The organism is Nocardia sp. NPDC004278 (genome assembly GCF_053602975.1).
Genome location: NZ_JBSGEQ010000013.1, coordinates 117,461 through 142,767, shown reverse-complemented (window position 1 = coordinate 142,767; position 25,307 = coordinate 117,461). Strand labels below are relative to the sequence as shown.

Below are 25,307 nucleotides of genomic sequence, written 5' to 3'. Positions count from 1 at the left end.
CTCCTTTAAAGCATGGCTAGCGGAGGGGATTTGGGGAAGGTGACAGGTAGGGAGACCAGGGCCCGTTGGAAGGGCCCCGGCCGCCAAGTGAGCTCTTCGGGCGTTGTCGCCAAACGCATTTCGGGAAGTGCATCGAGCAGCTGATCGATGGCGTCCTGGACGATCAGGTAGGCGACCGACCGCGCAGGGCAGGCGTGCGGTCCCACGCTCCAAGCCAGATGCGAACGGTTGGGCCCGAATTCGCTCACCCCGATGGCTGGGTCGTTGTTGCACCCGGTCATGCTGATGATGACCGGTTGATGCGCGGGTAGCCAGACATCGTCGATCAGGATCGGTTGTCTGGGGTAGGAGACGCAGTAGTTCGCCATCGGCGGGTCGGTGAACAGCACTTCGTCGAGTGCGTCGCGGGTCGACATGCTGCCGCCGTGCACGCTGGCCGCGAACCGGTCGTCGGTCATCATCAGCAGCAGCGTATTGGTGATCAGATTCTGCTGCGGCTCGATGCCCGCGCCGTAGAGGGTGACGAGCTGGTGGATCATCTCCACATCCGTGAACTCGGCGGAATGTGTGAGCAGACGCGAGGTGAGATCGTCGCCCGGGCTATTGCGCTTGAGGGTGACGAGATCGAACAGCGCGTCGGACAGCATCGCATTGCCCTTATCGGCGTTGACGCCCTCGAAGATCGCCGCCATCCCACTGGCAACCTGCCTGCCGATCTCTGCCGGGCAGCCGAGCATCACATTGAGCACCTGGAAGGTGAGCGGAAATGCGTACTGGCTGATCAGATCCGCAGCACCGTCGCCGCAGAAGGTATTGATCAGCGGGACGGCGGCCGCTTCGACGATGGCGTGCATGGCGTGCAGATCGACCTCGGCGAGGCTCGCGACATTCGCCTGCCGATATCGCAAGTGCTCCAATCCCGCACTGCGCAACGCATTCGGGCGCCACTCCAGCATCGGCAGCACCGGGCATTCGCCGGGAATATTCTGCTGCCAGGTGCGCGGATCGGCCGGAAAGTGGTCCGGATCATTGAGTATTCGCACGGCGGTGTGATAGCCGATCACCAAAGTGGCCGGTACACCGGGCGATAGGTCCACCGGCACCAATGATCCGTACTGGCGGCGCATTTCGCCGTATGCCCGGTGCGGATCGGCGGCGAACTCCTCGGTGTAGAGCGCCACCCGCGGGCCATCGGTATCGATCGGCGACCCGAGGGCGACCGGGCGGGGGTGGGTTCGATCGGGCTGCAATGCGATGGTTATCTCCGGGATTCCTGCCGATGGAATAGGAATTCGACAAGAGTGATCAGCGAGCGCAGACAGGTGCTGCGCTGCCGAGCGTCAAGTGAGGTCAGCGGGGTATCCGGTGCGAGGTCCAGCGCATCGCGGATCTCCTCGAGCGAATAGCGCTTGGCGCCCTCGAACTGGTTGACCGCCACCGAATATGCCACACCGCGCTCCTCCAGGACCGAGAGCACCTCATCGGCCTTCTCGATGCGCCGGGTGTCCACCAGGACCAGCGCGCCGAGCGCACCGCGGGCCAACTCCTCCCAGAGCGGGACGAAGCGCCGCTGTCCCGGCGTGCCGAACAGGTACAGCGCGAGTGTGGGATTCAGCGTGATGCGCCCGAAATCCATGGCCACGGTGGTCTCGGTTTTGCCGGGCAGTCCGGCCATATCGTCGACGCCGACACTGGCCTCGGTGATCGTCTCCTCGGTGCGCAGCGGCCGGATCTCGGAGACGCTGTTCACGAACGTCGTTTTGCCAACGCCGAAATTGCCTGCTACCAGGAGCTTTACCGACCGCGTCACGGTCTCCGGCACATAGTCGACATTGCGCTCAGGCCGGGAGAGCACGGAGCCCATTGAGTACCTCCTCGAGCAGGGTGATCTCCGGCATGGTTTCGGCCGGGGTAGGAGTAGCCAGATGTTCGCTGTCCAGCAGATCGGCGACGACGATCTTCACCACGGACGGCGGCAGGTCTAGATATGCGGCGATTTCCGCAATGGACAGCGCGCTGCGACGGCTGCAGAGGTTCAGGACCTGGCGCGCGTCGGGTGTCGCGCCAGGTGCCGGGTCCTTGGCGGCGACGACGAGGGTGACCAGGTCCAGCTCACGACTGGGACGGATTCGTCCCCCGGTGCGCACATAGGCCCGGACCAGGTCGGGGTCTCGCCGGGACCTGGTCATGAGGACAGGCCGCCCTCAACTCTCCCGCGCGGCTGGGCGCCTAACTCGTGCCCGACCCGCCCGGCGAGTTCGTTCATGCGGTGCGCGACCAGCCCGATATCGGTTTCCGGCGTCGTCGAAACACCGAGCAGCGCACCATCCCCCGCGGCGGTGATGAGGATCATGCCCTGGTCGTACTCGGTCATGTTCTGCCGCACGCCGTTATCGACACCGCCGCAGAACTCGCCGAGCGCCTTACCCAGCGAGCGCAGACCCGAAGCGGCCGCGGCGAAACGCTCGGCATCGTCCTTGGTCACACCGTCGGAGTGCGCGATCCGCAGTCCGTCGTCGGACAGCAGCACCGCGAACCGAACACCGGGCACACTGCTGAGATCCTCGAGTAGCCAACCCAGCCTGTTGCTGCTGTCGGTCACTGTGCTCATCAGGATGACATCCCTTCGCTGTTGTCGGAGGCGGCGGCCTCACGGCCGCTCTTGGAACCCGTCTGCCATGCGGAGGCGATCTCCGGGCGAGCCTGTCCCGCGTCGGATTCGGTGCCCGCATTGGCGGCCGGTACCGGTGCCACCGCTCTGCGGCGTCGTTTGGGTAGGCCACCACTCGTGATCTCGTGCACAGCGAATTCCTCGTTCTCGGCGGGTTGTTCGCTCACCCCGGCCAAGACCGGAACCGGGGACAGTTCGAAGGGCTTCTCGTTGGCGCTCGGCGCAGGGGCGGGCGCGACAGTGGGCGCGGCCGGTTCGGCGACGGTCCTGGGCGCGGTGACGAGCAGCGCCTCGGGGATGTAGACCATGGCCCGCATGCCGCCGTAGATGTTCGGGCCATCGATGTAGACGGTGAACCCGTAACGCCGCGCCAGCGCCGCGATGCCGGGGAAGCCGACGCGCGGCGACGGGCCGAGCTGGTGGATGTCGATCGGGCGTTCGTTGGCGAGCACCTGCCTGGCCTCTTCCATCTGCTCGGCGTTCATCCGCACACCGGCGTCGTCGATGATCACGGTGACGCCGTGGTGGCCCTCCTGGAAGCTCACGTCGACGAAAGACGTTGGCGGGGAGTAGCGCAACGCGTTGTCGAGCAGGGTGGCCAGGGTGTGCACCAGCGGCTCCACCGCACGGCTGATCACGGTGCGGTCGAGTTGCGCGGGGCGCACCCGCAGGTAGTCGCGAACACGTCCGATCGCACCACCGACAACATCGGTGAGCGACTGCGCGGGCCAGCGCCGACCCGGCAGACCACCACAGACGATCACATACGACTGGGCCTGCCGCAGCATCTGCTGGACGGTGTGGTCGATGCGGGTGAGGGTGGCGTAGACCTCGTCGTCGCGGTGCTCGCGCAGCGCGGCGCTCACCACCTGACTGACGTCGGCGCCGAGGCTGACCACGGAGGTGCCGAAGGAGCGCACCGCCGCACTGGTCGCCGCCCGCGAGGCGGATTCCACCTCGGCGCGGGTAGCGTCCTGGGTCGTCTGGACGACCTGCTGGGCCTTGTCGTCGGACTCGCGGACGACCTGCTCATGCGTCTCGGACTGCACGACCCGTAGGTCATCGGCGAAGCGCTCGGAGACCCACTGCAGGCACTGGGCGAAGCGGGAATTCTCCAGCCCCGTCGGCACCTCGATCGCCGACACCGGCGCCTCGAAGCGGCGCACCGCCTCCGACATCGCCGGAAGAGTCTTTCCGGCGAAGTGCTCGAGAATCTCCTCGTGCGCGCGGCTCTCCCTACTGAGAGTCTCGGCTCTGGCCCGTTGTTGTTTCGCGTATTGCGCTATATACACCGCCGCCGCCACGGCAATAATGAGAGCGGGGGCGAGGATCCATGAAAGCACCACGGCGATATCTTGATTCATCAGCTCTCTCGTCGTTGCGACAGCCGGTGTCGCAGCGGTTTGTTTCGCCTTTCTCGCGACGCCGACCAGGAATAACACTCGTCGAATGCGGCCACGTCGGCGTACCGGAGCACCTTTGCGGCCACGACCGCACGCACACCAGTACCGCCCCAGAGTGCCCGCAGGGCAAGTGATTCCGAGGAACCACCGACCGAACGGATCGAGCCGAGCCGACTGCCCAGCACCCGACGACCCGCCCACAGTAGCAGCATCGCAGCGAAGTCTCTCTCGATCCGAAAACCACATTCCGATTCCTCGAACTGCCAGCGCCCCCGGGCATTTCGCATGCCGCCTTCCGGATCCCTTGGCCTGCACGAATTTCACCTGCGCGGAGCCATCGCGCGAGCGGCGCAGTAGCCGATCGCTATCGCCGATGCCGCGTGTGCCCACATATAGCGAACCGCAGGTACCGGATACCATGCGCGAATGGCAAAGCTGAAGGTGTCCGTCGATGTGCCGATCACCCCGCAGGAGGCCTGGTCGCACACCTCCGATCTGAGCGAGCTGGACAAATGGCTCACCATGCACGAGGCGTGGCGCAACGAGGTGCCCACCGAACTCACCGTCGGCACCCAACTCATCGGCGTCGCCTCGGTCAAGGGGTTGCGCAATCGGGTGACCTGGACCGTCAATGCCGCCGAACCACCGCGGCGACTGGCATTGAGCGGCACGGGCAAGGGCGGCACCAAGTTCAAGCTCGAACTGCTCGTCGCCCCAAAGGGCGCGGGCTCGGAGGTCACCGTCGATATCGACCTGGGTGGCGCGCCGCTGTTCGGTCCGATCGGTTCCGGCGTCGCCCGTGCGCTCAAGGGTGATATCGAGCGCTCGCTGGCGCGCTTCGTCGCACTCTACGGCTGAAGGGAGTTCGGACCATGCCGTATGCCAAGGCCGCGGATGGCGCGCGGATCGCGTATCAGACCGCCGGTGTCGGCTCGCCGCTGCTGTTGCTCGGCGGACAGGCGAACAACCACCACTGGTGGGACGGGATCCGCACGGACTTCGAGACCGCGTATCGCACCGTCTCGCTGGACTATCGCGGCACCGGCGACAGCGATAAGCCGGACATCCGGTACAGCATCATGGGATTCGCCGAGGATGCCATCGCGGTGCTCGACGATCTCGGCATCGACCGGGTCGCCGTGTACGGCACGTCGATGGGTGGGCGGGTTGCGCAGTGGCTGGCCGCGCGATTTCCGGATCGGGTCCATACGCTGGTGCTCGGCTGCACCTCGCCGGGCGGTCGGCACGCGGTGGAACGTGGCGCCGAGGTCCGAAAGTCGCTATCCGAGGCCGATCCGGCGGCGGTACGGCGGGCGCTGCTGGAATTGATGTACACGCCCGGGTATCTGGCGAGCACATCCGGCCCGTTCAATACCCTCGGCGATCCGGAGATGCCCGCCTACGCCAAACGCAGGCATCTCTACGCGAGCAATAAGCACGACGCATGGGATGTGCTGCCGGATATCGCGGTTCCCACGCTGGTCGTACACGGGACCGACGACCGGTTCAATCCCGCTGCGAACGCGCCGCTGTTGGTGGAGCGCATCCCGGGCGCTCGGCTCGCATTGATCCCGGGCGCGCGGCACGCCTATTTCGACGAATTCCGCGACACCGCGAGCCCCCTCGTCCTGGAATTTCTGCACGCGACCCAGCGGTAGCTCCGAGTTCGCCTGGCACTCAGACGAACTCGGAGCCCGCGGCTAATGGACCAGTGCCGGTGCCTCCGCCACCGCATCCGCCTTCGGCTTGGTACGCGGCAGGAACGACGCGGGGATCAGGGTCAGCACGATGAGCACCACTGCCACGATGTAGGTGTGGCTGAATGCCGACGCGGCCTGGCTCAATCCCGTATCGACCGCACCCGGCGGCAGCTGGGCCGCGATCGATGGATTGTAATTCGACGCGATCGCGGGTTTGGCGAATGTTTGCCGGTTCAGCAGACTGCTGAGTACCACCGACATCGTCGCCGTGCCGATCGATCCGGCGGACTGGTTGATGATGTTCATCAGTGTCGAACCGCGGGCGACCTGCTGATGGGTCAGCGTCTGGATCGCCGCGGTCATGATCGGCATCATGGTGCAGCCCATGCCGAGTCCCATGACGAACAATGCACCGAGCATGAACCGATACGGCGTATCCGCCTTCAACTGCACGAAGAATACCGCGCCGAGCGAAAGCAGCGAGACGCCGGTCATGACGATCTTGCCGGGACCGATCTTGTCGACGAGTCGGCCCGCGATCGGCATGGTCAACATCGCGCCGAAGCCCTGCGGCGCCATCAGCAGACCGGCCGCCATGGCCGTCTCACCGCGCACCTGCTGCAGGTAGGTCGACAGCAGCAGACCAGCGCCGAAGAACGCGGTCGCGAACAGCAGCATGGTCAGCGCCGCGAAGGTCAGCGACCGGTTGCGGAACAGATGCAGATCGATCAGCGGATGTTCGATACGCAGCGCGTGCAGCACGAACAGCACCATGAGCACCAAGCCTATGACCGCGGGTATGAGTACCTGGGCCGCGATGACCGTGCCCTCACCCGGAATCGACGAGACACCGAAAAGGAACAGTGCCAAACCGGGCGAGGCCAGCAGCATGCCGAGGAAATCGAAGGATTCCGACGGTTCCGGCCTATCCGCGGGGAATACGACGAAGGCCAGGATCAGGGCGATGACGCCGACCGGGAGGTTGATCAGGAAGATCCACTTCCAGCCGTAGCTATCGATCAGCCAGCCGCCCAGGATCGGGCCGCAGATCGGGCCGAGCAGCATCGGCACACCGAGCACCGCCATCACCCGGCCGACCCGCTGCGGACCCGCCGCATGGGTCATGATCGTCATGCCGAGCGGCATCAGCATGCCACCGCCCAGGCCCTGGACCACGCGGAAGCCGATGAGCGATTCCATACTCCAGGCCTGGCTGCACAGCACCGAACCGAGCACGAACAGCGTCAGCGCGAGCATGTAGAGCCGCTTGGTGCCGAATCGGTCCGCCGCCCATCCGGTGAGTGGAATGACGGTGGCCAGGGCCAGCGTGTAGCCGGTCATCGACCAGGCCGCGATCGCGGTGGTGGTGTTTAATTCTTGCTGGAACTTCGGGATCGCGACGGTCACCACGGTGATGTCGAGGATGGACATGATCGCGCCGAGCACGACCACCCCTGCCACCTTGAAGACCGCGGGGTCGAGCTTGTCGGTCGCGGGATCCGCCCCCACCGACGCTGTATCCGGAGGATGTGTCACCGCTTAAGCCTCGCACCTGCTCGGCCAAATGACCAGCACATTCCGAGATCTTCACCACACCCGGTGTTCGGCACCGCTGGACCGGCGTGTCTGCGCGGTACCGAACTATCGCAGGCAGCGTGCGCTCGATCGGCTGTTCATCGCCCGCGCCTCCGCGACCCTCGCATGCGATGCGCGGAATATCCAGTGGCGCTTCGGATTTCGGCACAGTCGCCCGTTCGAGCTACCTGTTGCGCTGGCCCGATAGACCAGCACGGCTGCGCATTGGCCGCCGCGCTCAGCCCGCCGCGCCGGGCGACTTCCACTCGGGATCGCGGCCGAACCAGCCGGCGAGCCGTTCGTACATGGGCGCGTCGGCGGGGACGGGCACCTCGAGGTCGAAGGCCTTATCAGGACCGCGGAATTCGGGGCGCAGCATGGTATGCGACCAAGCCAGGCCGTGTTCGGCGATGTGCGGATCCAGTTCCCGGTCCTGGCCGGTCGCGCGGGCCAGATCCCAGGCATGCATGGCCAATTCGGTCAACTGCTGGTCGGCACGACCGCGCAGCGGGGCTTCCCGGCCGCCGGGCCCCGAGACCGGGCGGTCCAGATCGGCGGAGCGCCAGGTATCGAGCACCGGTGCGGCCGCGGCGCGGAACTGCGCCGCCCAGTCCGGTCCGAGTTCCTCGGGCGGGGCCGCCCAATCGGCCATCTCGCCGCGCACGGAGACCAGGAAATTCCGCAGGTCCTGCCCGATGACGTGGCGCACGAGCGCCCGCACATCCCAGTCCGTACAGGGCGTCGGCAGTGTCGCCTGCTCCGGGCGAATCGCCGCGATGACCTCGCCCATCTGCCTCAGTGCGCGGTCCATCAGGTCAACGGTGGGATCAGAAGTGTGCACGACTGTCGATTCTGCCCCGCGACCACCGGCGACGTGGCGGAACACGCGCCGAGCTTGCGCATCCGACCGAGCCGGCCCGACCGGTGTCGACATCCGTTCAGAACAAACGCATGAACAGCCACACGCGCCGAAGGACGATCACCGGCAACAGTGACGAATCCGTCCTGCTCCCGACGGATGGCTGTCGATGCGGAAGCGCAGTGTCGGTGAACAGAAACACCGACATCCTGGTGGCCGATACATGCCGAGCTCCGATCCGAGTCATCGGTGCGCGGCTGCCGCGATTCACGCGGTAGTTTCGGCCGCCTCGGGATCGACGGGCGCGGCGACACGTGGACGGGCCCGGGTAATCGCTACACCCGCCAGACACAGCACGCCACCGACGATGGTCAGCGGGCCAGGTACCTCGTCGAGCGCGATCCACGACATCACAACAACAAGTGCGGGAACGACATAGGTGGTCACGCCCATCTTCCCTGCGGTGGTGCGCGCCAGGGCGTAGGCCCAGGTGGTAAACGCCAAAGCCGTCGGGAAGACGCCCAGATACACCAGACTCAGCGTCGATGACACTGGTGCTGCGGCGGCCTCGGTGATCAGCTGCCCGGAGAACGGCAGACAGACGATCGTTCCGATGACGGAGCCGAAGGTGGTCACCTGCAAGGCGGATGCGCTCGCGAGCGCGGGCTTCTGCGCGATGGTCGATGCGGCCCAGACGATCGCGGCGATCAGACACAGCACGACACCGAGCACCGCGGCGCCACCGCCGTCGGTGGTCGAGAATCCGACCACGATCGTGCCCGCGAACGAGACCGCCATACCCGCCATCAGCCGGGCCGGAAACCCCTCCCGCAGCACCAAACCGCCCAGTACCGCGATCAATACCGGTCCGATGCCGACGACCATCGCCGCGGTCCCGGCGTCGACATTGCGCTCCCCCCAGTTCAACGCCACCATATAGACGCCGAACCACAGCACCCCGGAGACGATGATGCCCGGCCATGCGGCTCGAACCGGCAGGCCCTCCCCTCTGATGACCAGCACCACGACGAGCGTGACCGAGGCCGCGAGCAATCGCCCCAACGCCAGCGCGCCCGGCGAAAAATCGTGTCCCGCTGCGCGAATGAAGACGAAGGCCGAAGCCCACAACACCACCGCCACGGCCGCTGCGGCAATGGCTTGCCGATCAGCCGACCCATCATCGCGCACCATGCGGCGAACGCTAGATCAACTCGGCCCCCATCGCCAGCGGATTTCGGACCACACCCCGGTCCGGGTGCTCGGGGTTGTCCAGATGGTCGGGCCGGTCCGGAGCGCTTCGGGCTCAGCGCCCATTCCCGTGCCGATGTCACCCTGCCGATTCGGCTCGGAAATGGGCGCTGCGGCCACTCCCCGCCGCGACTACCGCGCGAGGAGCGCGTCGATCACGGCCGACGGAACCGCGTCGGAACTCGCAAAGGGGCGTTGCGCGAGCAGTTTCCTCGCATCGTCGTGAGCCAGCCCGCCATCGGTGGCGAGCACCTGAAGTGCATGCGGTTCCGGGAGGGCGTCGAGCCAGGCGACGGCATCGGCGACCAAGGTGGCCGGATCGATCTCACCGTGGACCCGGAGTCGGGCCACGCCGCCGTCGGGGTAGACATCGAGTCGCACATGGGTGACCGGCTCGCCCGCACCGATCCGGAAGAAGTGGCGGGCGTCGGGCTGCAGCCGGGTCCGCGGCAGCAATTCGGCCCAGCTCGACGGATTATCGAGGTCCGCGCCGGACGCGGCGTCCACACCGCGCAGCACCGCCCAACCCGGCGCATTGCCAACGTAATTCGAGGTGTCGATCTCCACGCGCCGCACCGCACCGCGCGCGCCGAGCCGCACGGTGACGTAATCGTTGCCGGAGTCGCGGCGGCGCGCGCCCTCCCAGCCCTCGTCCATCTGCCGTGACCGGCCCGGCAACAGGATATTGGTCGGCACGGAGAAGAACATATTCGAGCAGTCGACGACCTGGCTGCCGTGCTCCGCTGCGGCGAGATCGACTGTGCCACTGAGGAAACGGGGATCCGGCAGCGCGGTGCCGTGCACCCGGAAGCGGGCGACGCCGCCGTCCGGGTAGATCGAGAGCCGCACGTGGGTGAAGCGACGCTCGTCGGTGACCTCGAAGAAGTTATCGGTATTACCCTCGATTTCGGACTTCGCGACCAAGGTCACCCAGTCGGCCTGCTGCAGTTCGGCCGGGGACGGCTGCCCCTCCACACTGGTCGCCTCGACCGAGGCGAAGGGCGGATAGTTGCCGATGAACCAGGCGGTATCGATGACGACACCGTGCACCCGACCGGGCACACCGAGCCGGATCAGCGCATAGTCGTTGCCGGTCTCACGACGACGGCGGGTCTCCCAGCCGTCGTAGGTCTTGCCCTTGTGGCCGAAGTCCTCGGTGCTGAATACCGCACGGCCGGGCTGGATCAGGTTCTCCCGCTCGGCGAACAATTCGTCATTGGCGTAGACCACACTGCCCGCGAGCGCGCGGGAGGCGAGATCGGGCAGTCGGGTGAAGGCGGGGGCGGTTCGATCGGTCATACTTCTCCTCGGGCCAGGAGCCGCCCCTGCGGCTCGTCGTCGATATCGATTCGGTTGCCGCGCAACCAGGTACCGCGCACCGCACCCGCCAGCGGGCGGGCCGCGTACGGCGTGACGGCGTTCTTGTGGTGCAGCCGGCGTGCGTCGACAACGAAGGCGTCATCGGGTGCGAAGACACAGAAATCCGCGTCGTAGCCGACCTCGATGGCACCCTTGTGGCGCAGACCGGCGTATCGGGCCGGTGCTCGGCTCATCCAGCGGGCGAGATCGATCAGGGTGAACCCGCGCAGGCGCGCCTCGGTCCATACGGCCGAAAGGCCGAGTTGCAGTGAGGAGATCCCGCCCCATGCGCGGGCGAAGTCACCGGTGTCGAAGCACTTCAGGTCCGCGGTCGATGGCGAGTGGTCCGAGACCACCATGTCGATGGTGCCATCGCGCAACCCTGCCCAGAGCAGCTCGCGATTGCCGCTCTCGCGGATCGGCGGGCAGCATTTGAATTGTGTTGCCCCGTCCGGAATTTCCTCGGCCGCGAACGACAGGTAGTGCGGACAGGTTTCAGCGGTGATCCGGACGCCATCGCGGCGGGCCGAGGCGATCATCGGCAGCACATCCGAACTCGATACGTGCAGAATGTGCACGCGGCAGCCGGTCCAGCGAGCCAGTTCGATCACCTGGGCGACGGCCAGATTCTCCGCACCGCGCGGACGCGAACGCAGGAATCCGGAGTACTTGTCCCCCTGTGGCATCGGAGCGTGCTCGATCGCATGCGCGTCCTCGGCGTGCACGATGAGCAGTCCGTCGAACGATCGGATCTCGCGCATCGCCAGTTCCAGCCCGGTGGCGTCCAGTGCCGGGAATTCGTCGACGCCGGAGTGCAGCAGAAAGCATTTGAAGCCGAATACACCGGCATCCTGGAGCGGGCGCAGATCCGCCACATTCCCCGGGATCGCCCCGCCCCAGAACCCTACATCGACGTACACCCGATCCCGCGCGGTCTTGCGCTTCACCTCGAGTGCTGCGAGATCGCAGGTCGGCGGAATGCTATTGAGCGGCATATCGATAATCGTGGTGACACCACCGGCGGCGGCCGCCTTGGTCGCACTCGGGAAGCCCTCCCATGCGGTACGCCCGGGATCGTTGACGTGCACATGCGCATCCACGACACCGGGCAGCAGCACCTCGTCCGCAGCAAGTTCGACAACCGATTTGGCGGCCAAGGCGGAGTCCAGCGGCTCGACCGCCACGATCCGGCCGTCGCGCACGCCGACCGAGCCGCTGGTCTCCCCCGCCGTCCCGATGATCCGCTGCGCACGGATCACCAGGTCCAGGTGGGCGGGGACCGGTGAAATCGTCTTGATCTCAGAGTTTTTCCGCATCATGCGACTCTGTCGTTGTTCATCGAAATCTCCCATCGAAGGTCCTCACGCCATCGCCGTTGTGGGAGGCGGCCGCGATAATGTCATCGCCCGGGTCCGCTAGCGTGCGCTGCGGAGTAGGCGCCTCGGGTCGCGGCTCGGCGGGAGGGTCTGTAGACACTTGGTCCGGCGACCGGCGCCCGTCAGGTGGCCGCTCGGTCGTGGGATCCGGCGGCAGATGTTCGGCGGCAATCCGCATACCCAGCCGCTCGAGCAGCAGTTCACCCTCCGCGAAGCAACGCGCGATATCCGGTTCGATATCGGCAAGAGCGTATGCCGCGGAGAACCCCGCTGCACGCAATCGGTTGGTGGGCAGCGCATTCCGGCCACAGACGGCGACTACCGGCACACCGGAAAGCCGTGCGGCGGTAGCGACACCAGCCGGTGCCTTGCCGTACAGGGTCTGCTCGTCGAGCATGCCCTCCCCGGTCACCACCAGATCCGCACCGGCCACCCGTTCGCCGAAACCGACCAGCTCCAGCACCAATTCGATCCCGGGACGCAGCCGTGCGCCGAGCACCGCAACGGCGGCGAACCCCACCCCGCCCGCGGCACCCGCACCCGCGCTCCCGCGTTGGTCGGCACCGGTGGCCGCCGCGACGCAGTCGGCGAAGTGGGTGAGCGCCGCATCGAGCGCCGCCACCTGATCACCGTCGGCGCCCTTCTGCGGACCGTAGACCGCGGCCGCACCGCGCGGGCCGGTGAGCGGATTGTCGACATCGCAGGCGACCGTGATCTCGACCCCCACCAGCCGTTCCCGCATCGCGGTGAGGTCGATCGTATCGATCCGGGCCAATGCCGCACCGCCGTCACCGATTTCGGCCCCGTCGGCATCGAGCAGCCGCGCACCGAGCGCCCGCAGCAGCCCGGCGCCACCATCGGTGCCAGCGCTACCGCCGATGCCGAGCAGCACCCGGCGGCAGCCGGCCTCGATCGCCGCGGCAATGACCTCGCCGGTGCCCCGGCTGGTCGCGGTCATCGGCGCGAACTCACCGCCCGGCAGTCGCACGAGGCCGGATACATCCGCCAACTCCACCACGGCGATATCGTCGCGGCGGGCATAGGCCGTGCACACCGGTTCGCCGGTGGGTCCGGGCGCGGTCACCGGCACCGCCTCGTACCCGGCGGCCAAGGCGGCGGCGACGGTGCCGTCCCCACCGTCCGCGATCGGCACCACCGACACCTCGGCATCGGGCCGAATGCGGTGGATGCCGGTGCGGACCGCGGCACCGACCTGAGCGGCGGTCAATGACCCCTTGAACTTGTCGGACGCGATCAGGACTCGAGCCATGACGCTCAGTCCAGCTGTGCGGTCGCGGTGGGCACGTCGGCGGCGGACTGGGCCAGTTCCTCGAATTCGACGATATTGTCGATCTCGAGCCCCATCGACACATTCGTGACGCGTTCGAGAATGACCTCGACGACCACCGGCACCCGGAATTCGGCGACGAGCTTCTTCGCCTCATCCAGTGCGGGACCGATCCAGGCCGGATCGAATACCCGAATCGCCTTGCAGCCCAAGCCTTCCGCGACCTTGACATGATCGACGCCGTAGCCGGCCAGCTCCGGGCTGTTGATATTGTCGAAGGCCAACTGCACGTAGTAGTCCATATCGAAGGCGCGCTGTGCCTGACGGATCAGGCCCAGATACGAGTTGTTCACCACGACATGGATGTACGGGATATTGAACTGCGCGCCGACCGCCAATTCTTCGATCAGGAACTGGAAGTCGTAGTCACCCGACAGCGCCACCACGGTGGATTCGGGATCGGCGGTGGCGACACCGATGGCTGCTGGCACAGTCCAGCCCAGCGGTCCGGCCTGGCCCGCGTTGATCCAGTGCCGCGGCCGGTAGACGTGCAGCAGCTGCGCCGCCTGGATCTGCGAGAGGCCGATGGTGCTGACGTAGCGCACATCGGGTCCGAACGCCTTGTTCATCTCCTCGTAGACCCGCTGCGGTTTGATCGGCATATCGTCGAAGTGCGTCTTGCGCAGCCCCACGTGTTTCCGGTTGCGGCACTGCTCGGCCCACACGCTGCGATCCGGCAGCCGCCCGGCCGCGGCGCGTTCCCGCGCGACCTCGATAAAGATCCGAAGCGCGGCACCCGCATCGGAGGTGATACCGAAATCCGGTGCGAAGACGCGGCCGATCTGGGTCGGCTCGATATCGACGTGTACGAAGGTGCGATCCTTGGTATAGGTGTCCACACCGCCGGTATGCCGGTTGGCCCAACGGTTTCCGATGCCGAGGACGAAATCGGACTCCAGCAGGGTGGCATTGCCGTACCGGTGCGAGGTCTGCAGACCGACCATGCCAGCGTGCAGTGCGTGGTCATCGGGAATCGTGCCCCAGCCCATCAGGGTCGGCACCACCGGAACGCCGGTCAGTTCGGCGAATTCGACCAGCAATGCCGCGGCGTCGGCATTCACGATGCCACCGCCCGCGACAATGAGCGGACGTTGCGCCGCGCTCAACATCTCGATGGCCTTGACCGCCTGCGCCCGCGTCGCGGACGGACGAAGCACCGCTAGCGGCTCGTACGTCTCGATATCGAATTCGATTTCGGCGAGCTGCACATCGACCGGCAGATCGATCAGCACCGGACCGGGACGCCCTTCCCGCATCAACCGGAAGGCCTTCTGGAAGGTGCCCGGCACCTGCGCGGGCTCGAGCACCGTGACGGCCCACTTGCTGACCGGCGCGGCGATCGAGGCGATATCGACGGCCTGGAAGTCCTCCTTGTGCAATTTGGCCACCGGCGCCTGACCGGTGATGCACAGGATCGGAATGGAATCCGCACTGGCCGAATACAGACCGGTGATCATATCGGTGCCCGCCGGACCCGAGGTCCCGATGCAGACACCGATATTGCCGGGCGTGGCACGGGTGTAGCCCTCGGCCATATGCGAGGCCGCTTCGACGTGGCGGGCCAGCACATGCCTGATGCCGCCGTGCGCGCGCATGGCGCTGTAGAAGGGGTTGATCGCGGCACCGGGCAAACCGAATGCCTGTGTCGCACCTTCCTTTTCGAGAATCAGAACCGCGGCGTCCACGGTGCGCATGCGTGCCATCGTCAGTTCTCCCCGTCCCGCCCCGACAGTGCCTCGGCGACCTTCAGCAGAGCGGAGTGGTCCAGCGAACCGTGGCCCATGGCGCGAGCGGCGGCGATCAGCTGCGCGGTGAGCGCGCCCATCGGGATCGACACCTCGGCGTCGCGGGCGGCCTGCAGGATGATGCCCATATCCTTGTGGTGCAGGTCGATACGGAAGCCGGGCTTGAAGTCGCGCTTCAGCATGGACGCGCGCTTGAGTTCGAGGATCTTGCTGCCTGCGAGTCCGCCCGCCAGCACATCCAGGCCCTGCTCGGCATCGGCGCCCAGGTTCTCCATCAGTAGGATCGCCTCGGCCACCAGCGCGTAGGTGCCGCCGACGACGAGTTGGTTGGCGGCCTTGACCACCTGACCGGCGCCGTTCGGGCCGACCAGCGCGAAGGTTTTGCCGACCGCCTCGAAAATCGGGGTGGCCGCGGCGAAGTCGGCCTCGGCACCGCCGACCATGATCGACAGCGCGGCATTGATCGCGCCGGGCTCACCGCCGGAGACCGGGGCATCGAGCACCCGCAGGCTCTTCTTGGCGCCCTCCTCAGCGGTCCAGCGCGCGGTCTTCGGCGTAATGGTGGAGAAGTCGATGTAGAGCGTGCCGGGGGCGGCGTGTACCAGGACATCGGCGAAGACCGCCTCGACGTGCTCGTCCTGGGGCAGCATCGTGATGACGATGTCGGAGTCCCGCACCGCTTCCGCGACACCGGAGGCGGTCGAGCCACCCGCGGCCTTCAGCTTCTCCAGACCGGTTGGGCCGATATCGTAGCCGGTCACCTCGTATCCGGCCTTGACCAAGTGGCCCGCCATTGGGCTGCCCATGATCCCCAGGCCGACAAAGCCGATCTTGCGCCCACCCATCGCGCCCCCCGCGGAATCGCTTCGCGATACTGTACTCATTTGATCCACTTCCAATTCAGCTCGGTGTCTTTGTATTCGAGGCCGATCCAGCCGTCGTAGCCGCTCTCGGTGAGGGTTTGGAACAGCGCGGCGAAGTCGAGTTCGCCGGTGCCGGGACGGCCGCGCCCCGGATTGTCGGCGATCTGTACGTGGCCGATATGCGGTGCGTGCGTGCGGATTACCGAATGCAGCTCCTCGCCCATCCGCGCGAGGTGGTAGAGGTCGCAGAGGAAGCGCACATTGGGCGCGCCGGTCTGCTCGATGATCTGCACGGCGTGCGCCGCGCTCACGAGCGGATAGTCCGGCGACTCAAAGGAATTCAGCGCCTCGAGCAGGACGGTGGCACCGATGACGCCTGCCGTCTGTGCGGCCAGGCGCAGATTCTCCAGCGCGAGTTCGTCCTGCTTCTCCGGACTCTCGCCCTCGACCCGGTTGCCGTACAGGGCGTTCAGCGCGCGGCAGCCGGTCTCCTCGGCGATGCCGACGGCGACATCGATATTGTCGCGGAACCGGGTGACCTCGCTCGGAATCGAGACCAGCCCGCGGCCGCCCGCCGGAATCAGATCGATGAAGTTCAGCCCGACCAATTCCACACCGGCATCGCGGATCGCCCGGACGAATCCGTCGATCTCCTTATCGCCCGGCGTCGGATCCTCCCCGAACGGCCACCAGAATTCGACCGCGTCGAATCCGGCTCGCTTTGCCGCGGCGGGCCGTTCGAGCAGCGGGAGATCGGTGAACAGAATCGAGCAATTGACGTCGAATTTCGGGAATGCGACGCCCTCGGCCTGCTTGGTCATTCAGCTCCTTCACGGTATTTCCGCCAGCTGCCGATGGCGGTGATGTCGATCAGCTCCGGATATGAGGTGGGCGGTCGGCGCAGCAGCATCGACAGGACCGAACGGCCGTCGTCGAGTTCGATTGCGCCGAGTTCGAGTTCGGGCGGTTCGGCTGGTAGCAGCCGCTGCCGCAGCACCTCCATCGGGACGTCGAAGAGTTCGCCGGAGATCGAGTCGCCGCCGTCCGCGGCGGGATCCAGACCCGGGAACCGGTTGCCGACCGAATAGAAACGATAGCGCGGTGCGGTTTTCGCTTCCCCCGCGAAAGGCGCACCGTCCAGCAGATGATTGAGCGGTCCGCCACGCATGGCGGAACCATTCAGAAATATCAGCGGCATTCAGCGGTTCCTTTGTTCGCAATTTCGTCAATTATGTTGGCCGACCGCACTGTCGGAACAGCGGTAATGAGCACGAAGCCGATCGAATATCCCGAAGTCGATTTCGTAGGATGCTCCAGCCGCAGTCCGGGCACCGAATCCGCGCACCCCGCGTACCGGGTGTACGGATGCACGGCGGGGTGCGCGGTTCACCGGACCGGGAGCAGGTCCCGGTGGATCGGTCCGCCGGTGGCGGTGAGCGGTTGGGCCGAGCCGCCACGGCGGATCGCGACGATCTCGGCGGCGATGGATACCGCGGTCTCCTCCGCGGTGCGCGCGCCAAGATCCAGCCCGATGGGTGAATGCAATTGGGCCAGTTCGGATTCCGGCACACCAGCGGCGCGCAGGCGGGCCATGCGGTCCTCGTGGGTGCGGCGGGAACCCATCGCGCCCACATAGGCCACCGGCAGTCGCAGCGCCACCTCGAGCAGTGGAATATCGAATTTGGCATCATGGGTGAGCACACACAGCACGGTGCGCGAGTCGACCTGTGTGCGTGCCAGATAGCGGTCCGGCCACTGCACGACGATCTCGTCGGCATCCGGGAAGCGCGCACGGGTGGCGAAGACCGGGCGGGCGTCGCATACCGTGACGTGATATCCGAGGAAACGCCCGATCCGAGTGACGGCGGCCGCGAAATCTATGGCACCGAAGACGATCATGCGCGGCGGCGGTACGTAGGATTCCACGAAAACCGTGACTTCGCCTGCACCACAGCCGATCTCGCGCATACCAGTGGCGCCCATCTCCAGCATTGCCCTGGCCTCGACCACGACCGGCCCGTCGAATGCCGCGCCGACGGTCCACCAGGAGCCGATCGCCATGGCCGCACCGGTTTTCAGATCCCGGACCAGCGCGACCGGCTCGTCGGTGCGCAGGATCGCCTCGATGGCGACCCGCTCGACCGCGGTGATCGGCTGGACGAAGACCTCGAGTTCGCCGCCGCAGGTCAATCCGACCGCGAAGGCATCATCATCGCTGTATCCGAAGGTTTCGCGCAACGGCTGCCCGGTGCGCAGGACCTCACGGCAGAGTTCGTATACCGCGCCCTCGACACAGCCACCGGAGATACTTCCGATGACAATGCCGTCGGCGTCGACCGCCAACGCCGCACCTGGCGGGCGCGGGGCGCTGCCGGTGACGCCGATGACGGTGGCGACGGCGTAATCCTTGTCCGCCGCATGCCATTTCCGAAGTTCTGCCGTGAGGTCGCGCATGGTGCTATCCGCCCAGGAGTAGTTCGATGGCCGAGATGCCGAAGTAACCGGCGAAGACGAGGCTCACCACCCCGATCAGCCAATGGATTTCACGGAATTTGCCGCGCGCCACCTTGATCACCACAAAGGCGATGAGGCCAGCGCCGACACCGTTGGTGATCGAGTAGGTGAACGGCATGAGCACGATCGTCAGGAAGGCGGGTACCGCCACCTCCAGATCGTTCCAGTCGATCTTGCGGGCCTGGGTCATCATCAGCGCACCGACGATCACCAGCGCCGGAGCGGCGGCCTGGATCGGCACCACCGCGGCGAGCGGGGTGAAGAATACTGCGAGGCAGAACAGTCCACCGGTGACCAGGCTGGTCAGACCGGTACGGGCGCCCTCACCGACACCCGTCGCGGACTCGACATACACGGTATTGCCCGCGCCGCCGCTGACACCGCCGATGATCTGCGCGACACCGTCGATGGTCAGCACCTTGCCGAGGCTGGGCATGGTGCCCTTCTCATCGAGCAGACCGGCCTCGTCACAGACGCCGAAAACCGTTCCCATGGCGTCGAAGAACCCGGTCAGCACCAGGGTGAACAGCACGACCCCCGCAACCAGCCCGCCCGCCTCGGCGAATCCGCCGAACAGGTCGATATGCAGTGCCAGTCCGAAATCGGGTGCGGCGAAGAAACCCTTCGGCTTCTCCGGCACCACCGGACCCCAGGTCTGTGGATCGATCTCGGCCGCCGCGTTGACAATGATGGCGAGCACCGTCGCGATGGCGATGCTGATCAGAATCGCACCGGGCACCTTGCGGATGAACAGCGCCAGCATGACCAGCAGGCCGACCGCGAAAACCACCACGGGCCAACCAGATAGATGACCACCGGCCCCGAGGGTGACCGGCGGACCGGTCTGCGCGCCGTGTCCCACCACCCCGGCCGAGACCAGCCCGATCATGGCGATGAACATGCCGATCCCGACGCCGATGGCATTCTTGAGACCGAGTGGAATGGCGTTGATGATCATCGTCCGCAATCCGGTCGCGGCCAGGATCACGATGATCACGCCCATCAGTACGACCAAACCCATGGTCTGCGGCCAGGTCATATGTGGTGCGGCCTGGAAGGCGACCACCGGAACCACACCGAGACCCGCGGCGAGCGCCAGGGGCACATTGCCCGCAACGCCCATCAGGACGGTGCTGAGTCCCGCGGAAAACGCGGTGGCCGTGGTGAGTTGAGCGATGCTCAGCTTGTCACCGTTGACATCCGCGACACCGCCGAGAATCAGCGGCACCAGTAGGATGACATAGGCCATGGCGACGAAAGTGGTAATGCCGCCACGGATTTCGCGGGAAACGGTGGTTCGGCGTTCGCTCAGCCGGAAGAACCGGTCGAGCGCAGACCTTCCTGCTACCGGCTCTGGTGTGCTGGGCTTGGTCTGTATCTGGGTCATTGGCGTGCCCTCCTCGGGGCGTAGCCGACCTACGGTCGGGACTTCTCATCCAGACCGCTCGGTTCGGGTACTGCTGTTGTGGGGTCTGTCCAGTCCAACGCTTGGTCAGCCTGGCTGCCCCTGTTGATCAACTGCTCCGGATGATGTCTTCCGGTCGCACCGGCACTCGGTTGATGTGCACGTTTCCACCCCGTGATCGGCACGCGTCACGGATCGCGGCGGCAATCGCGGGGGTGGAGGAGAGCGTGGGCGGCTCTCCGGCGCCGCGCAGCCCGTAGGGGGCGTGCGGATCGGCATTTTCGAGAATCTCGAGCCGCTGTGACGGCGTGTCGAGAATCGTCGGGATCAGGTAGTCGGTGAAGGACGGGTTGCGCACCTTGCCGTCTTTGACCTGAATTTCCTCCATGACCGCAAGGCCGAGCCCCTGAACGGAGCCGCCGTGGATCTGGCCCTCCAGGGACAGGCGGTTCATGATCTTGCCCACGTCCTGGACCGCGTCCAGGGAGACGACCTTGACCAGGCCGAGGTCTGTGTCCACGTCCACCACGGCGCGGTGTACGCAGAGAGCCAGTTGGGTGTGGCTATTTCCCTGTCCCGTAACGGGATCCATACCGGTGGTCGGCCGGTGGTGGTACTCGCGGGTCTCTTCGACAACCCCCTCATCCAGGACATCGACGATCGCCGCGAGCACCTCCCCCCGGCTCGAGACCACCTTGCCGCCGACCAGACGCAGCCCCAGCGACGGCCCGAATCTGGCCTGCGCCAGCGCGAGTACGCGTTGCCGGACGGCCTCACACGCCGCCTTCACCGCGCCACCGGTCATATAGGTCTGCCGGGAGGCGGATGACGAACCGGCGTCGCCGATCTGGTTATCGGCCGGGGCAATGGTGACCCGTTCGATGCCCAGTTCGGTGCGTGCGATCTGCGCCTCAACCGTCACCAGCCCCTGGCCGACCTCGGCGGCCGCGGTGTGCACCAGCGCAACCGGCTCTCCCGCAATGACTTCCAGCCGCACCCGCGCGGTCGAGTAGTCGTCGAAGGCCTCGGAGAAGCAGATGTTCTTGATGCCGACGCCGTAGCCGACACCACGCACCACCCCCTCGCCGTGCGTGGTCTGCGATGCGCCACCGGGCAGATTGCGGATATCCGAGGCATCCAACTCCGGGGGCATCGGCATATCGCGCAACTGCCCCAGCATCTCGGCCATCGGCGTCGGCGCGTGCAGCACCTGACCGGTCGCCAGCTTGGAACCCTGTGATACCGCGTTGATCTGACGCACGTGCACCGGATCGAGATCCAGGGCCTCTGCGACCTTGTCCATCATCGACTCGTGTGCGAAACATGCTTGGACAGCACCGAATCCACGCATCGCGCCACACGGCGGATTGTTGGTGTAGACACCATAGGCGTCGATCTCGATATGCGGGATCTCATACGGGCCGACCGCCAGCGAGGACGCGTTACCGGTGACATTCAGCGTCGCCGAGGTGTACGCACCACCGTCGAGGACGATGACAACCTTTGCGTAGGTGAGCTTTCCGACGGCATTGGCACCGTATTCGTAGAGCATCTTCGCCGGGTGCCGGTGCACGTGCCCGAAGAACGACTCCTCGCGGTTGTACACCATCTTGACGGGCTTGCCGGTGTGCATGGCCAGCATGCCCGCGTGGATCTGCATGGACAGGTCCTCACGGCCGCCGAAGGCGCCGCCGACACCGGCCATGGTCATGCGGATCTGGTCATCGGCCAAGCCGAGGCACGGGCCGATCTGGGACAGATCATTGTGCATCCACTGGGTGGCGACATAGAAGTCGAGCCCGCCGTCCTCGGCCGGAATCACCAAGCCGGATTCGGGGCCGAGGAATGCCTGGTCCTGAATGCCGACCTCGAATTCCTCGGCGACCACCACGGTCGCCAGTGCGCGGCCCACGGTGATATCGCCGACGCGCACCGGCTGGTGGCGGGCGATACCGCCGCGTTCCTGCACCTTCAGCCGATTCGGAGCCGAGATCACCGCCATCGGATCGGTAATGGGTTCCAGTACCTCCCAATCGATGTCGATGGCGGCCAGGGCGCGCCGGGCGATCTCGGGGTGGTCGGCGGCGACCAGGGCAATGGGTTCACCGTGGTGGCGCACCTCACCGATGGCCAGGACCGGCTGATCCCAGGTGTGGTCGAGGCCGTACACATTGCGGCCGGGCACATCCTCATGGGTGAGCACGGCGTGCACACCGGTCATGGCCAGTGCGGGCGCGATGTCGATATTGCGGATAATCGCCCGCGGATGCGGGCTGCGCAGGGTCGCGCCCCACAGCATGCCGTCGATCCACAGGTCGGAGGAATAGGCGAACTCGCCCTTGACCTTCAAGGTGCCATCGGGACGCAGTGGACTCTCGCCGATGCCGCCTTTGCCGGGCGCGGCGACCTCACCCGGGAAGCGGGTGGTCCGTGGGATGGTCATCATGCCTCCTGTCGCATCAGCCGTTTCCGGGCCGCGACACCGGCTCGGCCGACGACATCCTGTGCGACGGTGCGCAATTCGTCGTTCTCCACGACGGTGCGTCCGCCCACCAGCAGTCGGGCCAGCGGGGGTGTCGGTCCGAAAACCAAGGAGCAGACCGGATCTTCGATCGCCGAACGGAAACCGTCGACCCGCCAGATGGCCAGATCGGCGAGTTTGCCGGGTTCGATACTGCCGATCTCGTGGTGGCGGCCGAGATTGCGGGCGCCGCCGATTGTGCCGATCTCGAGTGCCTGGCGCGCGGTGAAGGCGGTCGGCCCATTGACCGCGCGCTGGAACAGCATGGCCTGACGCATTTCTCCGGCCATCGAGGTGAGTTCGCTCGAGGCCGCGCCGTCGACTCCGAGGCCCACCGGCGCGCCGGCGGCCACCAGATCACTGACCCGGGCGATACCGGCACCGAGCCGGGCATTCGAGCTCGGGCAGTGCGCGGAACCGCTGCCGGTTTCGGCGAAGCGACGGATATCGGCGTCGTGCAGATGCACGGCGTGGGCGAACCAGACGTCCTCACCGAGCCAGCCGAGCTTTTCCATATATTCGACCGGGGTGCAGCCCATCTGCTCGATGCAGTGTTCTTCCTCGTCCAGTGTCTCGGCGAGATGGGTATGCAGCCGAACGCCTTTGGCGCGTGCGAGGGTGGCGGAATCGACCATCAGGCCCTCGCTGACCGAGAACGGCGAGCAGGGTGCCACCGCGACCCGCAGCATCGAGTCGAACGACGGATCGTGGTACTTATCGATGACTTCGGCAGTGTGGGTGAGGATTTCGTCGCGGCTCTCGACCACCTCGTCCGGCGGCAGACCGCCGTCCTTCTGCCCGCGGTCCATGGAACCGCGGCACGGGTGGAAGCGCAGGCCGATCTCGCCGGCCGCGCGCACCTCGGCCTCGAACAGATCGCCGCGGCCCTTCGGGAAGATGTAGTGGTGATCGCTGCTGGTGGTGCAGCCGGTCAGCGCCAGCCAGCCCAGGCCAGCGGAGGCCGCGCCGTAGACGACGTCCGCGTCCATGCGCGCCCAGGTGCGGTAGAGGCCGGTCAGCCATTCGAACAGGGTCGAATCTTGGAACAGCCCCTGGCTCGCCCACTGGTAGAGATGGTGGTGGGTGTTGACTAAACCTGGCGTGACCAAACAGCCTGTGCCGTCGATCCTTTCGGCATCGGGCACGATCGGCGCGGGCCCGGCCCCGAGGGATTCGATACGACCATTGGCGATGACGACATATCCGGACGCGATCTCGTCACCGACGACCGGCGCGATATACGCGTTCTCAATGATGGTCTTACGCCCACCCGTCACCCGACCGCCACCCCTCACGGAATCGCTGCGCGATGCTGTACGCCCACCCGTCTCCCGACCGCCACCCCTCACGGAATCGCTACGCGATGCTGTACTCATTTGCCCGCCTTACGTGCCGCGGCCAGTCGCACCGCGTCGAGGATCTTCTCGTATCCCGTACAACGGCAGAGGTTTCCGGCGAGCGCCTCGCGGATCTCCACATCGGAGGGATTCGGATTGCGTTGGATGAGGTCATGCGCCTGCACGATGAGACCCGGTGTGCAGAAACCACACTGGACCGCACCGGCCTCGACGAACGCCGCCTGCATCGGATCGAGCTTCGCCCCCTTGGCCAGCCCCTCGACCGTACGCACCGAGCGATCCTGCACCTGGCCCGCGGCCACCAGACAGGAACACACCGGGGTGCCGTCCAAATAGACTGTGCACGAACCGCATTCGCCTTGCTCGCAGGCGTTCTTGGAGCCGGGCAGGCCCATCCGCTCGCGGAGCATATAGAGGAGGCTCTCGCCCTCCCACACATTGTCGACGGTCTCTTGCGAGCCGTTGACGTCGAAGGTCACACGCATCAGGCTGCCCTCCTTCTTTCTGTCAGGTAGTCCGTCCACGCCCAGGACAGGGTGCGGCGGGCCAGCACCGTCAGGGCATGTTTGCGGTATTCCGCGGTGCCGCGCACGTCATCGATCGGCTTGGCGGCGGCGGAGGCCAGTTCGCCGAATTCGCGAATGACCTCGAAAGGCAACGGGGACGGGTCATCCCAGTCGAGGGTGGTGGCCAGGAACTCCTCGGCCGGGCCCGCCCGCAGCGGGGTCGGTCCGGCGGAACCGATGCCGGTGCCGACCGTGCGGGTATCGGGGTGCAGCGCGATCGAGAACGCGCAGACCGCGATCACCATGGCATTGCGGGTGCCGACCTTGGAGAAGTACTGCGGTCCCGTGGCGGGCTCGATCCAGATGGCGCGGATCAACTCGTCGGGCTCCAGTGCGTTCTTCTTCACCCACACGTAGAAGTCGTCGATCGGGATCAGGCGGGTACCACGCGCGGCGGACTCCACCTCGATCACCGCATTGGCCGCCAGTAGCGCGGGATGGGCGTCCCCGGCCGGAGACGCGCCGCCGAGATTGCCGCCGACCGTGCCGCGGTTGCGGATCTGCGGCGAACCGACCGTGCGCGAGGCCTGTGCCAGGCCGGGCAGCTGCTGGCCGAGCCGGTTGATGATGCGCACGTACGGGACGCCAGCGCCGATCCGGATTCGACCGTTGGCCTCGGTCGAATAGTCGAACAGATCGCGACAGCGGTTCAGGTCGAGCAGGGCCGCCGGGCGGCCGTGGTCGAAGTTGAGTTCGACCATGACGTCGGTGCCGCCCTGGATGGGCTTGGCCTCCGGATTCGCGGCCTTCAGCGCAAGCGCCTCGGCCCAGGTATCGGGTCGTAGGAAATCCATCG

Annotated in this window: 23 protein-coding genes; 2 read left to right on the top strand and 21 right to left on the bottom strand. The window is 66.3% G+C overall.

Translation table 11 applies throughout. The features are described from left to right. Positions 1 to 5: 5 nt before the first annotated feature. The 5 genes from ACWEO2_RS21495 to ACWEO2_RS21475 are packed head-to-tail and all read right to left on the bottom strand — an operon-like array spanning position 6 to position 4,035. Complete coding sequence (locus tag ACWEO2_RS21495; RefSeq protein WP_452406930.1) at positions 6 to 1,250, bottom strand: cytochrome P450; 1,245 nt, start codon at positions 1,248 to 1,250, stop codon at positions 6 to 8. Positions 1,251 to 1,258: 8 nt separating this feature from the next. Then, complete coding sequence (locus ACWEO2_RS21490) at positions 1,259 to 1,864, bottom strand: GTP-binding protein (protein ID WP_452406929.1); 606 nt, start codon at positions 1,862 to 1,864, stop codon at positions 1,259 to 1,261. Continuing rightward, positions 1,839 to 2,189, bottom strand: coding sequence for a DUF742 domain-containing protein (locus ACWEO2_RS21485; RefSeq protein WP_354951071.1), 351 nt, complete (start codon positions 2,187 to 2,189; stop codon positions 1,839 to 1,841). The genes ACWEO2_RS21490 and ACWEO2_RS21485 overlap by 26 nt, the downstream gene beginning before the upstream one ends. Beyond that, entirely contained in the window at positions 2,186 to 2,611 is a 426-nt protein-coding gene (locus ACWEO2_RS21480) for a roadblock/LC7 domain-containing protein (protein ID WP_355180632.1), read from the bottom strand. Before ACWEO2_RS21480 ends, ACWEO2_RS21485 begins: the two co-directional genes overlap by 4 nt. Further along, on the bottom strand, positions 2,611 to 4,035 hold the full coding sequence (locus ACWEO2_RS21475; protein WP_355180630.1) for an ATP-binding protein: 1,425 nt from the start codon (positions 4,033 to 4,035) through the stop codon (positions 2,611 to 2,613). Before ACWEO2_RS21475 ends, ACWEO2_RS21480 begins: the two co-directional genes overlap by 1 nt. A gap of 465 nt (positions 4,036 to 4,500) precedes the next feature. On the opposite strand from ACWEO2_RS21475, the gene ACWEO2_RS21470 reads away from it, so the two are divergent. After that, on the top strand, positions 4,501 to 4,932 hold the full coding sequence (locus ACWEO2_RS21470; RefSeq protein ID WP_452406928.1) for a type II toxin-antitoxin system Rv0910 family toxin: 432 nt from the start codon (positions 4,501 to 4,503) through the stop codon (positions 4,930 to 4,932). 14 nt (positions 4,933 to 4,946) lie between these two features. Continuing rightward, the gene (locus ACWEO2_RS21465) at positions 4,947 to 5,732 is read left to right on the top strand and encodes an alpha/beta fold hydrolase (RefSeq protein ID WP_452406927.1); all 786 of its coding nucleotides are present in this window, start codon (positions 4,947 to 4,949) and stop codon (positions 5,730 to 5,732) included. Positions 5,733 to 5,774: 42 nt separating this feature from the next. On the opposite strand, the gene ACWEO2_RS21460 is transcribed toward ACWEO2_RS21465, so the two are convergent. From ACWEO2_RS21460 to ACWEO2_RS21385, 16 genes are all read right to left on the bottom strand, one after another. Beyond that, on the bottom strand, positions 5,775 to 7,310 hold the full coding sequence (locus ACWEO2_RS21460) for a DHA2 family efflux MFS transporter permease subunit (protein ID WP_452406926.1): 1,536 nt from the start codon (positions 7,308 to 7,310) through the stop codon (positions 5,775 to 5,777). A gap of 277 nt (positions 7,311 to 7,587) precedes the next feature. Next, entirely contained in the window at positions 7,588 to 8,160 is a 573-nt protein-coding gene (locus tag ACWEO2_RS21455; protein WP_452406925.1) for a TIGR03086 family metal-binding protein, read from the bottom strand. 315 nt (positions 8,161 to 8,475) lie between these two features. Further along, the gene (locus ACWEO2_RS21450) at positions 8,476 to 9,399 is read right to left on the bottom strand and encodes a DMT family transporter (protein ID WP_452406924.1); all 924 of its coding nucleotides are present in this window, start codon (positions 9,397 to 9,399) and stop codon (positions 8,476 to 8,478) included. Between the two features lie 189 nt (positions 9,400 to 9,588). Next, entirely contained in the window at positions 9,589 to 10,755 is a 1,167-nt protein-coding gene (gene alc, locus ACWEO2_RS21445) for an allantoicase (protein ID WP_452406923.1), read from the bottom strand. After that, on the bottom strand, positions 10,752 to 12,131 hold the full coding sequence (gene allB / locus ACWEO2_RS21440) for an allantoinase AllB (protein ID WP_452406922.1): 1,380 nt from the start codon (positions 12,129 to 12,131) through the stop codon (positions 10,752 to 10,754). Before allB ends, alc begins: the two co-directional genes overlap by 4 nt. 19 nt (positions 12,132 to 12,150) lie before the next feature. Beyond that, on the bottom strand, positions 12,151 to 13,461 hold the full coding sequence (locus ACWEO2_RS21435) for a glycerate kinase (protein ID WP_452406921.1): 1,311 nt from the start codon (positions 13,459 to 13,461) through the stop codon (positions 12,151 to 12,153). Between the two features lie 5 nt (positions 13,462 to 13,466). Then, positions 13,467 to 15,242, bottom strand: coding sequence for a glyoxylate carboligase (gene gcl, locus ACWEO2_RS21430; RefSeq protein WP_452406920.1), 1,776 nt, complete (start codon positions 15,240 to 15,242; stop codon positions 13,467 to 13,469). Positions 15,243 to 15,244: 2 nt separating this feature from the next. After that, a complete protein-coding gene (locus tag ACWEO2_RS21425) occupies positions 15,245 to 16,168 on the bottom strand; it encodes an NAD(P)-dependent oxidoreductase (RefSeq protein ID WP_452406919.1) in 924 nt (307 codons plus the stop codon). Then, positions 16,165 to 16,968 (bottom strand): hydroxypyruvate isomerase family protein, encoded by an 804-nt coding sequence (locus ACWEO2_RS21420; RefSeq protein WP_452406918.1) that lies wholly within the window; start codon positions 16,966 to 16,968, stop codon positions 16,165 to 16,167. The genes ACWEO2_RS21425 and ACWEO2_RS21420 overlap by 4 nt, the downstream gene beginning before the upstream one ends. After that, entirely contained in the window at positions 16,965 to 17,345 is a 381-nt protein-coding gene (locus ACWEO2_RS21415) for an allophanate hydrolase-related protein (RefSeq protein ID WP_354951098.1), read from the bottom strand. The genes ACWEO2_RS21420 and ACWEO2_RS21415 overlap by 4 nt, the downstream gene beginning before the upstream one ends. A gap of 188 nt (positions 17,346 to 17,533) precedes the next feature. Continuing rightward, positions 17,534 to 18,601, bottom strand: coding sequence for an XdhC family protein (locus ACWEO2_RS21410; protein ID WP_452406917.1), 1,068 nt, complete (start codon positions 18,599 to 18,601; stop codon positions 17,534 to 17,536). 4 nt (positions 18,602 to 18,605) lie between these two features. Then, complete coding sequence (locus tag ACWEO2_RS21405; RefSeq protein WP_452406916.1) at positions 18,606 to 20,048, bottom strand: NCS2 family permease; 1,443 nt, start codon at positions 20,046 to 20,048, stop codon at positions 18,606 to 18,608. Between the two features lie 127 nt (positions 20,049 to 20,175). After that, positions 20,176 to 22,509, bottom strand: a complete 2,334-nt coding sequence (locus ACWEO2_RS21400) for a molybdopterin cofactor-binding domain-containing protein (RefSeq protein ID WP_452406915.1) — start codon at positions 22,507 to 22,509, stop codon at positions 20,176 to 20,178. After that, on the bottom strand, positions 22,509 to 23,864 hold the full coding sequence (locus ACWEO2_RS21395; RefSeq protein WP_452406914.1) for an 8-oxoguanine deaminase: 1,356 nt from the start codon (positions 23,862 to 23,864) through the stop codon (positions 22,509 to 22,511). The genes ACWEO2_RS21400 and ACWEO2_RS21395 overlap by 1 nt, the downstream gene beginning before the upstream one ends. Positions 23,865 to 23,959: 95 nt before the next feature. Then, positions 23,960 to 24,430: a (2Fe-2S)-binding protein gene (locus ACWEO2_RS21390; RefSeq protein ID WP_452406913.1), complete on the bottom strand. Its 471-nt coding sequence runs from the start codon at positions 24,428 to 24,430 to the stop codon at positions 23,960 to 23,962. Then, positions 24,430 to 25,305, bottom strand: a complete 876-nt coding sequence (locus ACWEO2_RS21385) for an FAD binding domain-containing protein (RefSeq protein WP_452406912.1) — start codon at positions 25,303 to 25,305, stop codon at positions 24,430 to 24,432. The genes ACWEO2_RS21390 and ACWEO2_RS21385 overlap by 1 nt, the downstream gene beginning before the upstream one ends. Positions 25,306 to 25,307: the final 2 nt, after the last annotated feature.

What these genes read in the sequence shown, in the direction of transcription:
- ACWEO2_RS21490 (WP_452406929.1), bottom strand. Translation starts at nt 1,864, where the DNA reads ATGGGCTCCGTGCTCTCCCGGCCTGAGCGCAATGTCGACTATGTGCCG.
- ACWEO2_RS21485 (WP_354951071.1), bottom strand. Translation starts at nt 2,189, where the DNA reads ATGACCAGGTCCCGGCGAGACCCCGACCTGGTCCGGGCCTATGTGCGC.
- ACWEO2_RS21480 (WP_355180632.1), bottom strand. Translation starts at nt 2,611, where the DNA reads ATGAGCACAGTGACCGACAGCAGCAACAGGCTGGGTTGGCTACTCGAG.
- ACWEO2_RS21475 (WP_355180630.1), bottom strand. Translation starts at nt 4,035, where the DNA reads ATGAATCAAGATATCGCCGTGGTGCTTTCATGGATCCTCGCCCCCGCT.
- ACWEO2_RS21470 (WP_452406928.1), top strand. Translation starts at nt 4,501, where the DNA reads ATGGCAAAGCTGAAGGTGTCCGTCGATGTGCCGATCACCCCGCAGGAG.
- ACWEO2_RS21465 (WP_452406927.1), top strand. Translation starts at nt 4,947, where the DNA reads ATGCCGTATGCCAAGGCCGCGGATGGCGCGCGGATCGCGTATCAGACC.
- ACWEO2_RS21455 (WP_452406925.1), bottom strand. Translation starts at nt 8,160, where the DNA reads ATGGACCGCGCACTGAGGCAGATGGGCGAGGTCATCGCGGCGATTCGC.
- ACWEO2_RS21450 (WP_452406924.1), bottom strand. Translation starts at nt 9,399, where the DNA reads ATGGTGCGCGATGATGGGTCGGCTGATCGGCAAGCCATTGCCGCAGCG.
- alc (WP_452406923.1), bottom strand. Translation starts at nt 10,755, where the DNA reads ATGACCGATCGAACCGCCCCCGCCTTCACCCGACTGCCCGATCTCGCC.
- allB (WP_452406922.1), bottom strand. Translation starts at nt 12,131, where the DNA reads ATGCGGAAAAACTCTGAGATCAAGACGATTTCACCGGTCCCCGCCCAC.
- ACWEO2_RS21435 (WP_452406921.1), bottom strand. Translation starts at nt 13,461, where the DNA reads ATGGCTCGAGTCCTGATCGCGTCCGACAAGTTCAAGGGGTCATTGACC.
- gcl (WP_452406920.1), bottom strand. Translation starts at nt 15,242, where the DNA reads ATGGCACGCATGCGCACCGTGGACGCCGCGGTTCTGATTCTCGAAAAG.
- ACWEO2_RS21425 (WP_452406919.1), bottom strand. Translation starts at nt 16,168, where the DNA reads ATGAGTACAGTATCGCGAAGCGATTCCGCGGGGGGCGCGATGGGTGGG.
- ACWEO2_RS21420 (WP_452406918.1), bottom strand. Translation starts at nt 16,968, where the DNA reads ATGACCAAGCAGGCCGAGGGCGTCGCATTCCCGAAATTCGACGTCAAT.
- ACWEO2_RS21415 (WP_354951098.1), bottom strand. Translation starts at nt 17,345, where the DNA reads ATGCCGCTGATATTTCTGAATGGTTCCGCCATGCGTGGCGGACCGCTC.
- ACWEO2_RS21410 (WP_452406917.1), bottom strand. Translation starts at nt 18,601, where the DNA reads ATGCGCGACCTCACGGCAGAACTTCGGAAATGGCATGCGGCGGACAAG.
- ACWEO2_RS21405 (WP_452406916.1), bottom strand. Translation starts at nt 20,048, where the DNA reads ATGACCCAGATACAGACCAAGCCCAGCACACCAGAGCCGGTAGCAGGA.
- ACWEO2_RS21400 (WP_452406915.1), bottom strand. Translation starts at nt 22,509, where the DNA reads ATGACCATCCCACGGACCACCCGCTTCCCGGGTGAGGTCGCCGCGCCC.
- ACWEO2_RS21390 (WP_452406913.1), bottom strand. Translation starts at nt 24,430, where the DNA reads ATGCGTGTGACCTTCGACGTCAACGGCTCGCAAGAGACCGTCGACAAT.
- ACWEO2_RS21385 (WP_452406912.1), bottom strand. Translation starts at nt 25,305, where the DNA reads ATGGATTTCCTACGACCCGATACCTGGGCCGAGGCGCTTGCGCTGAAG.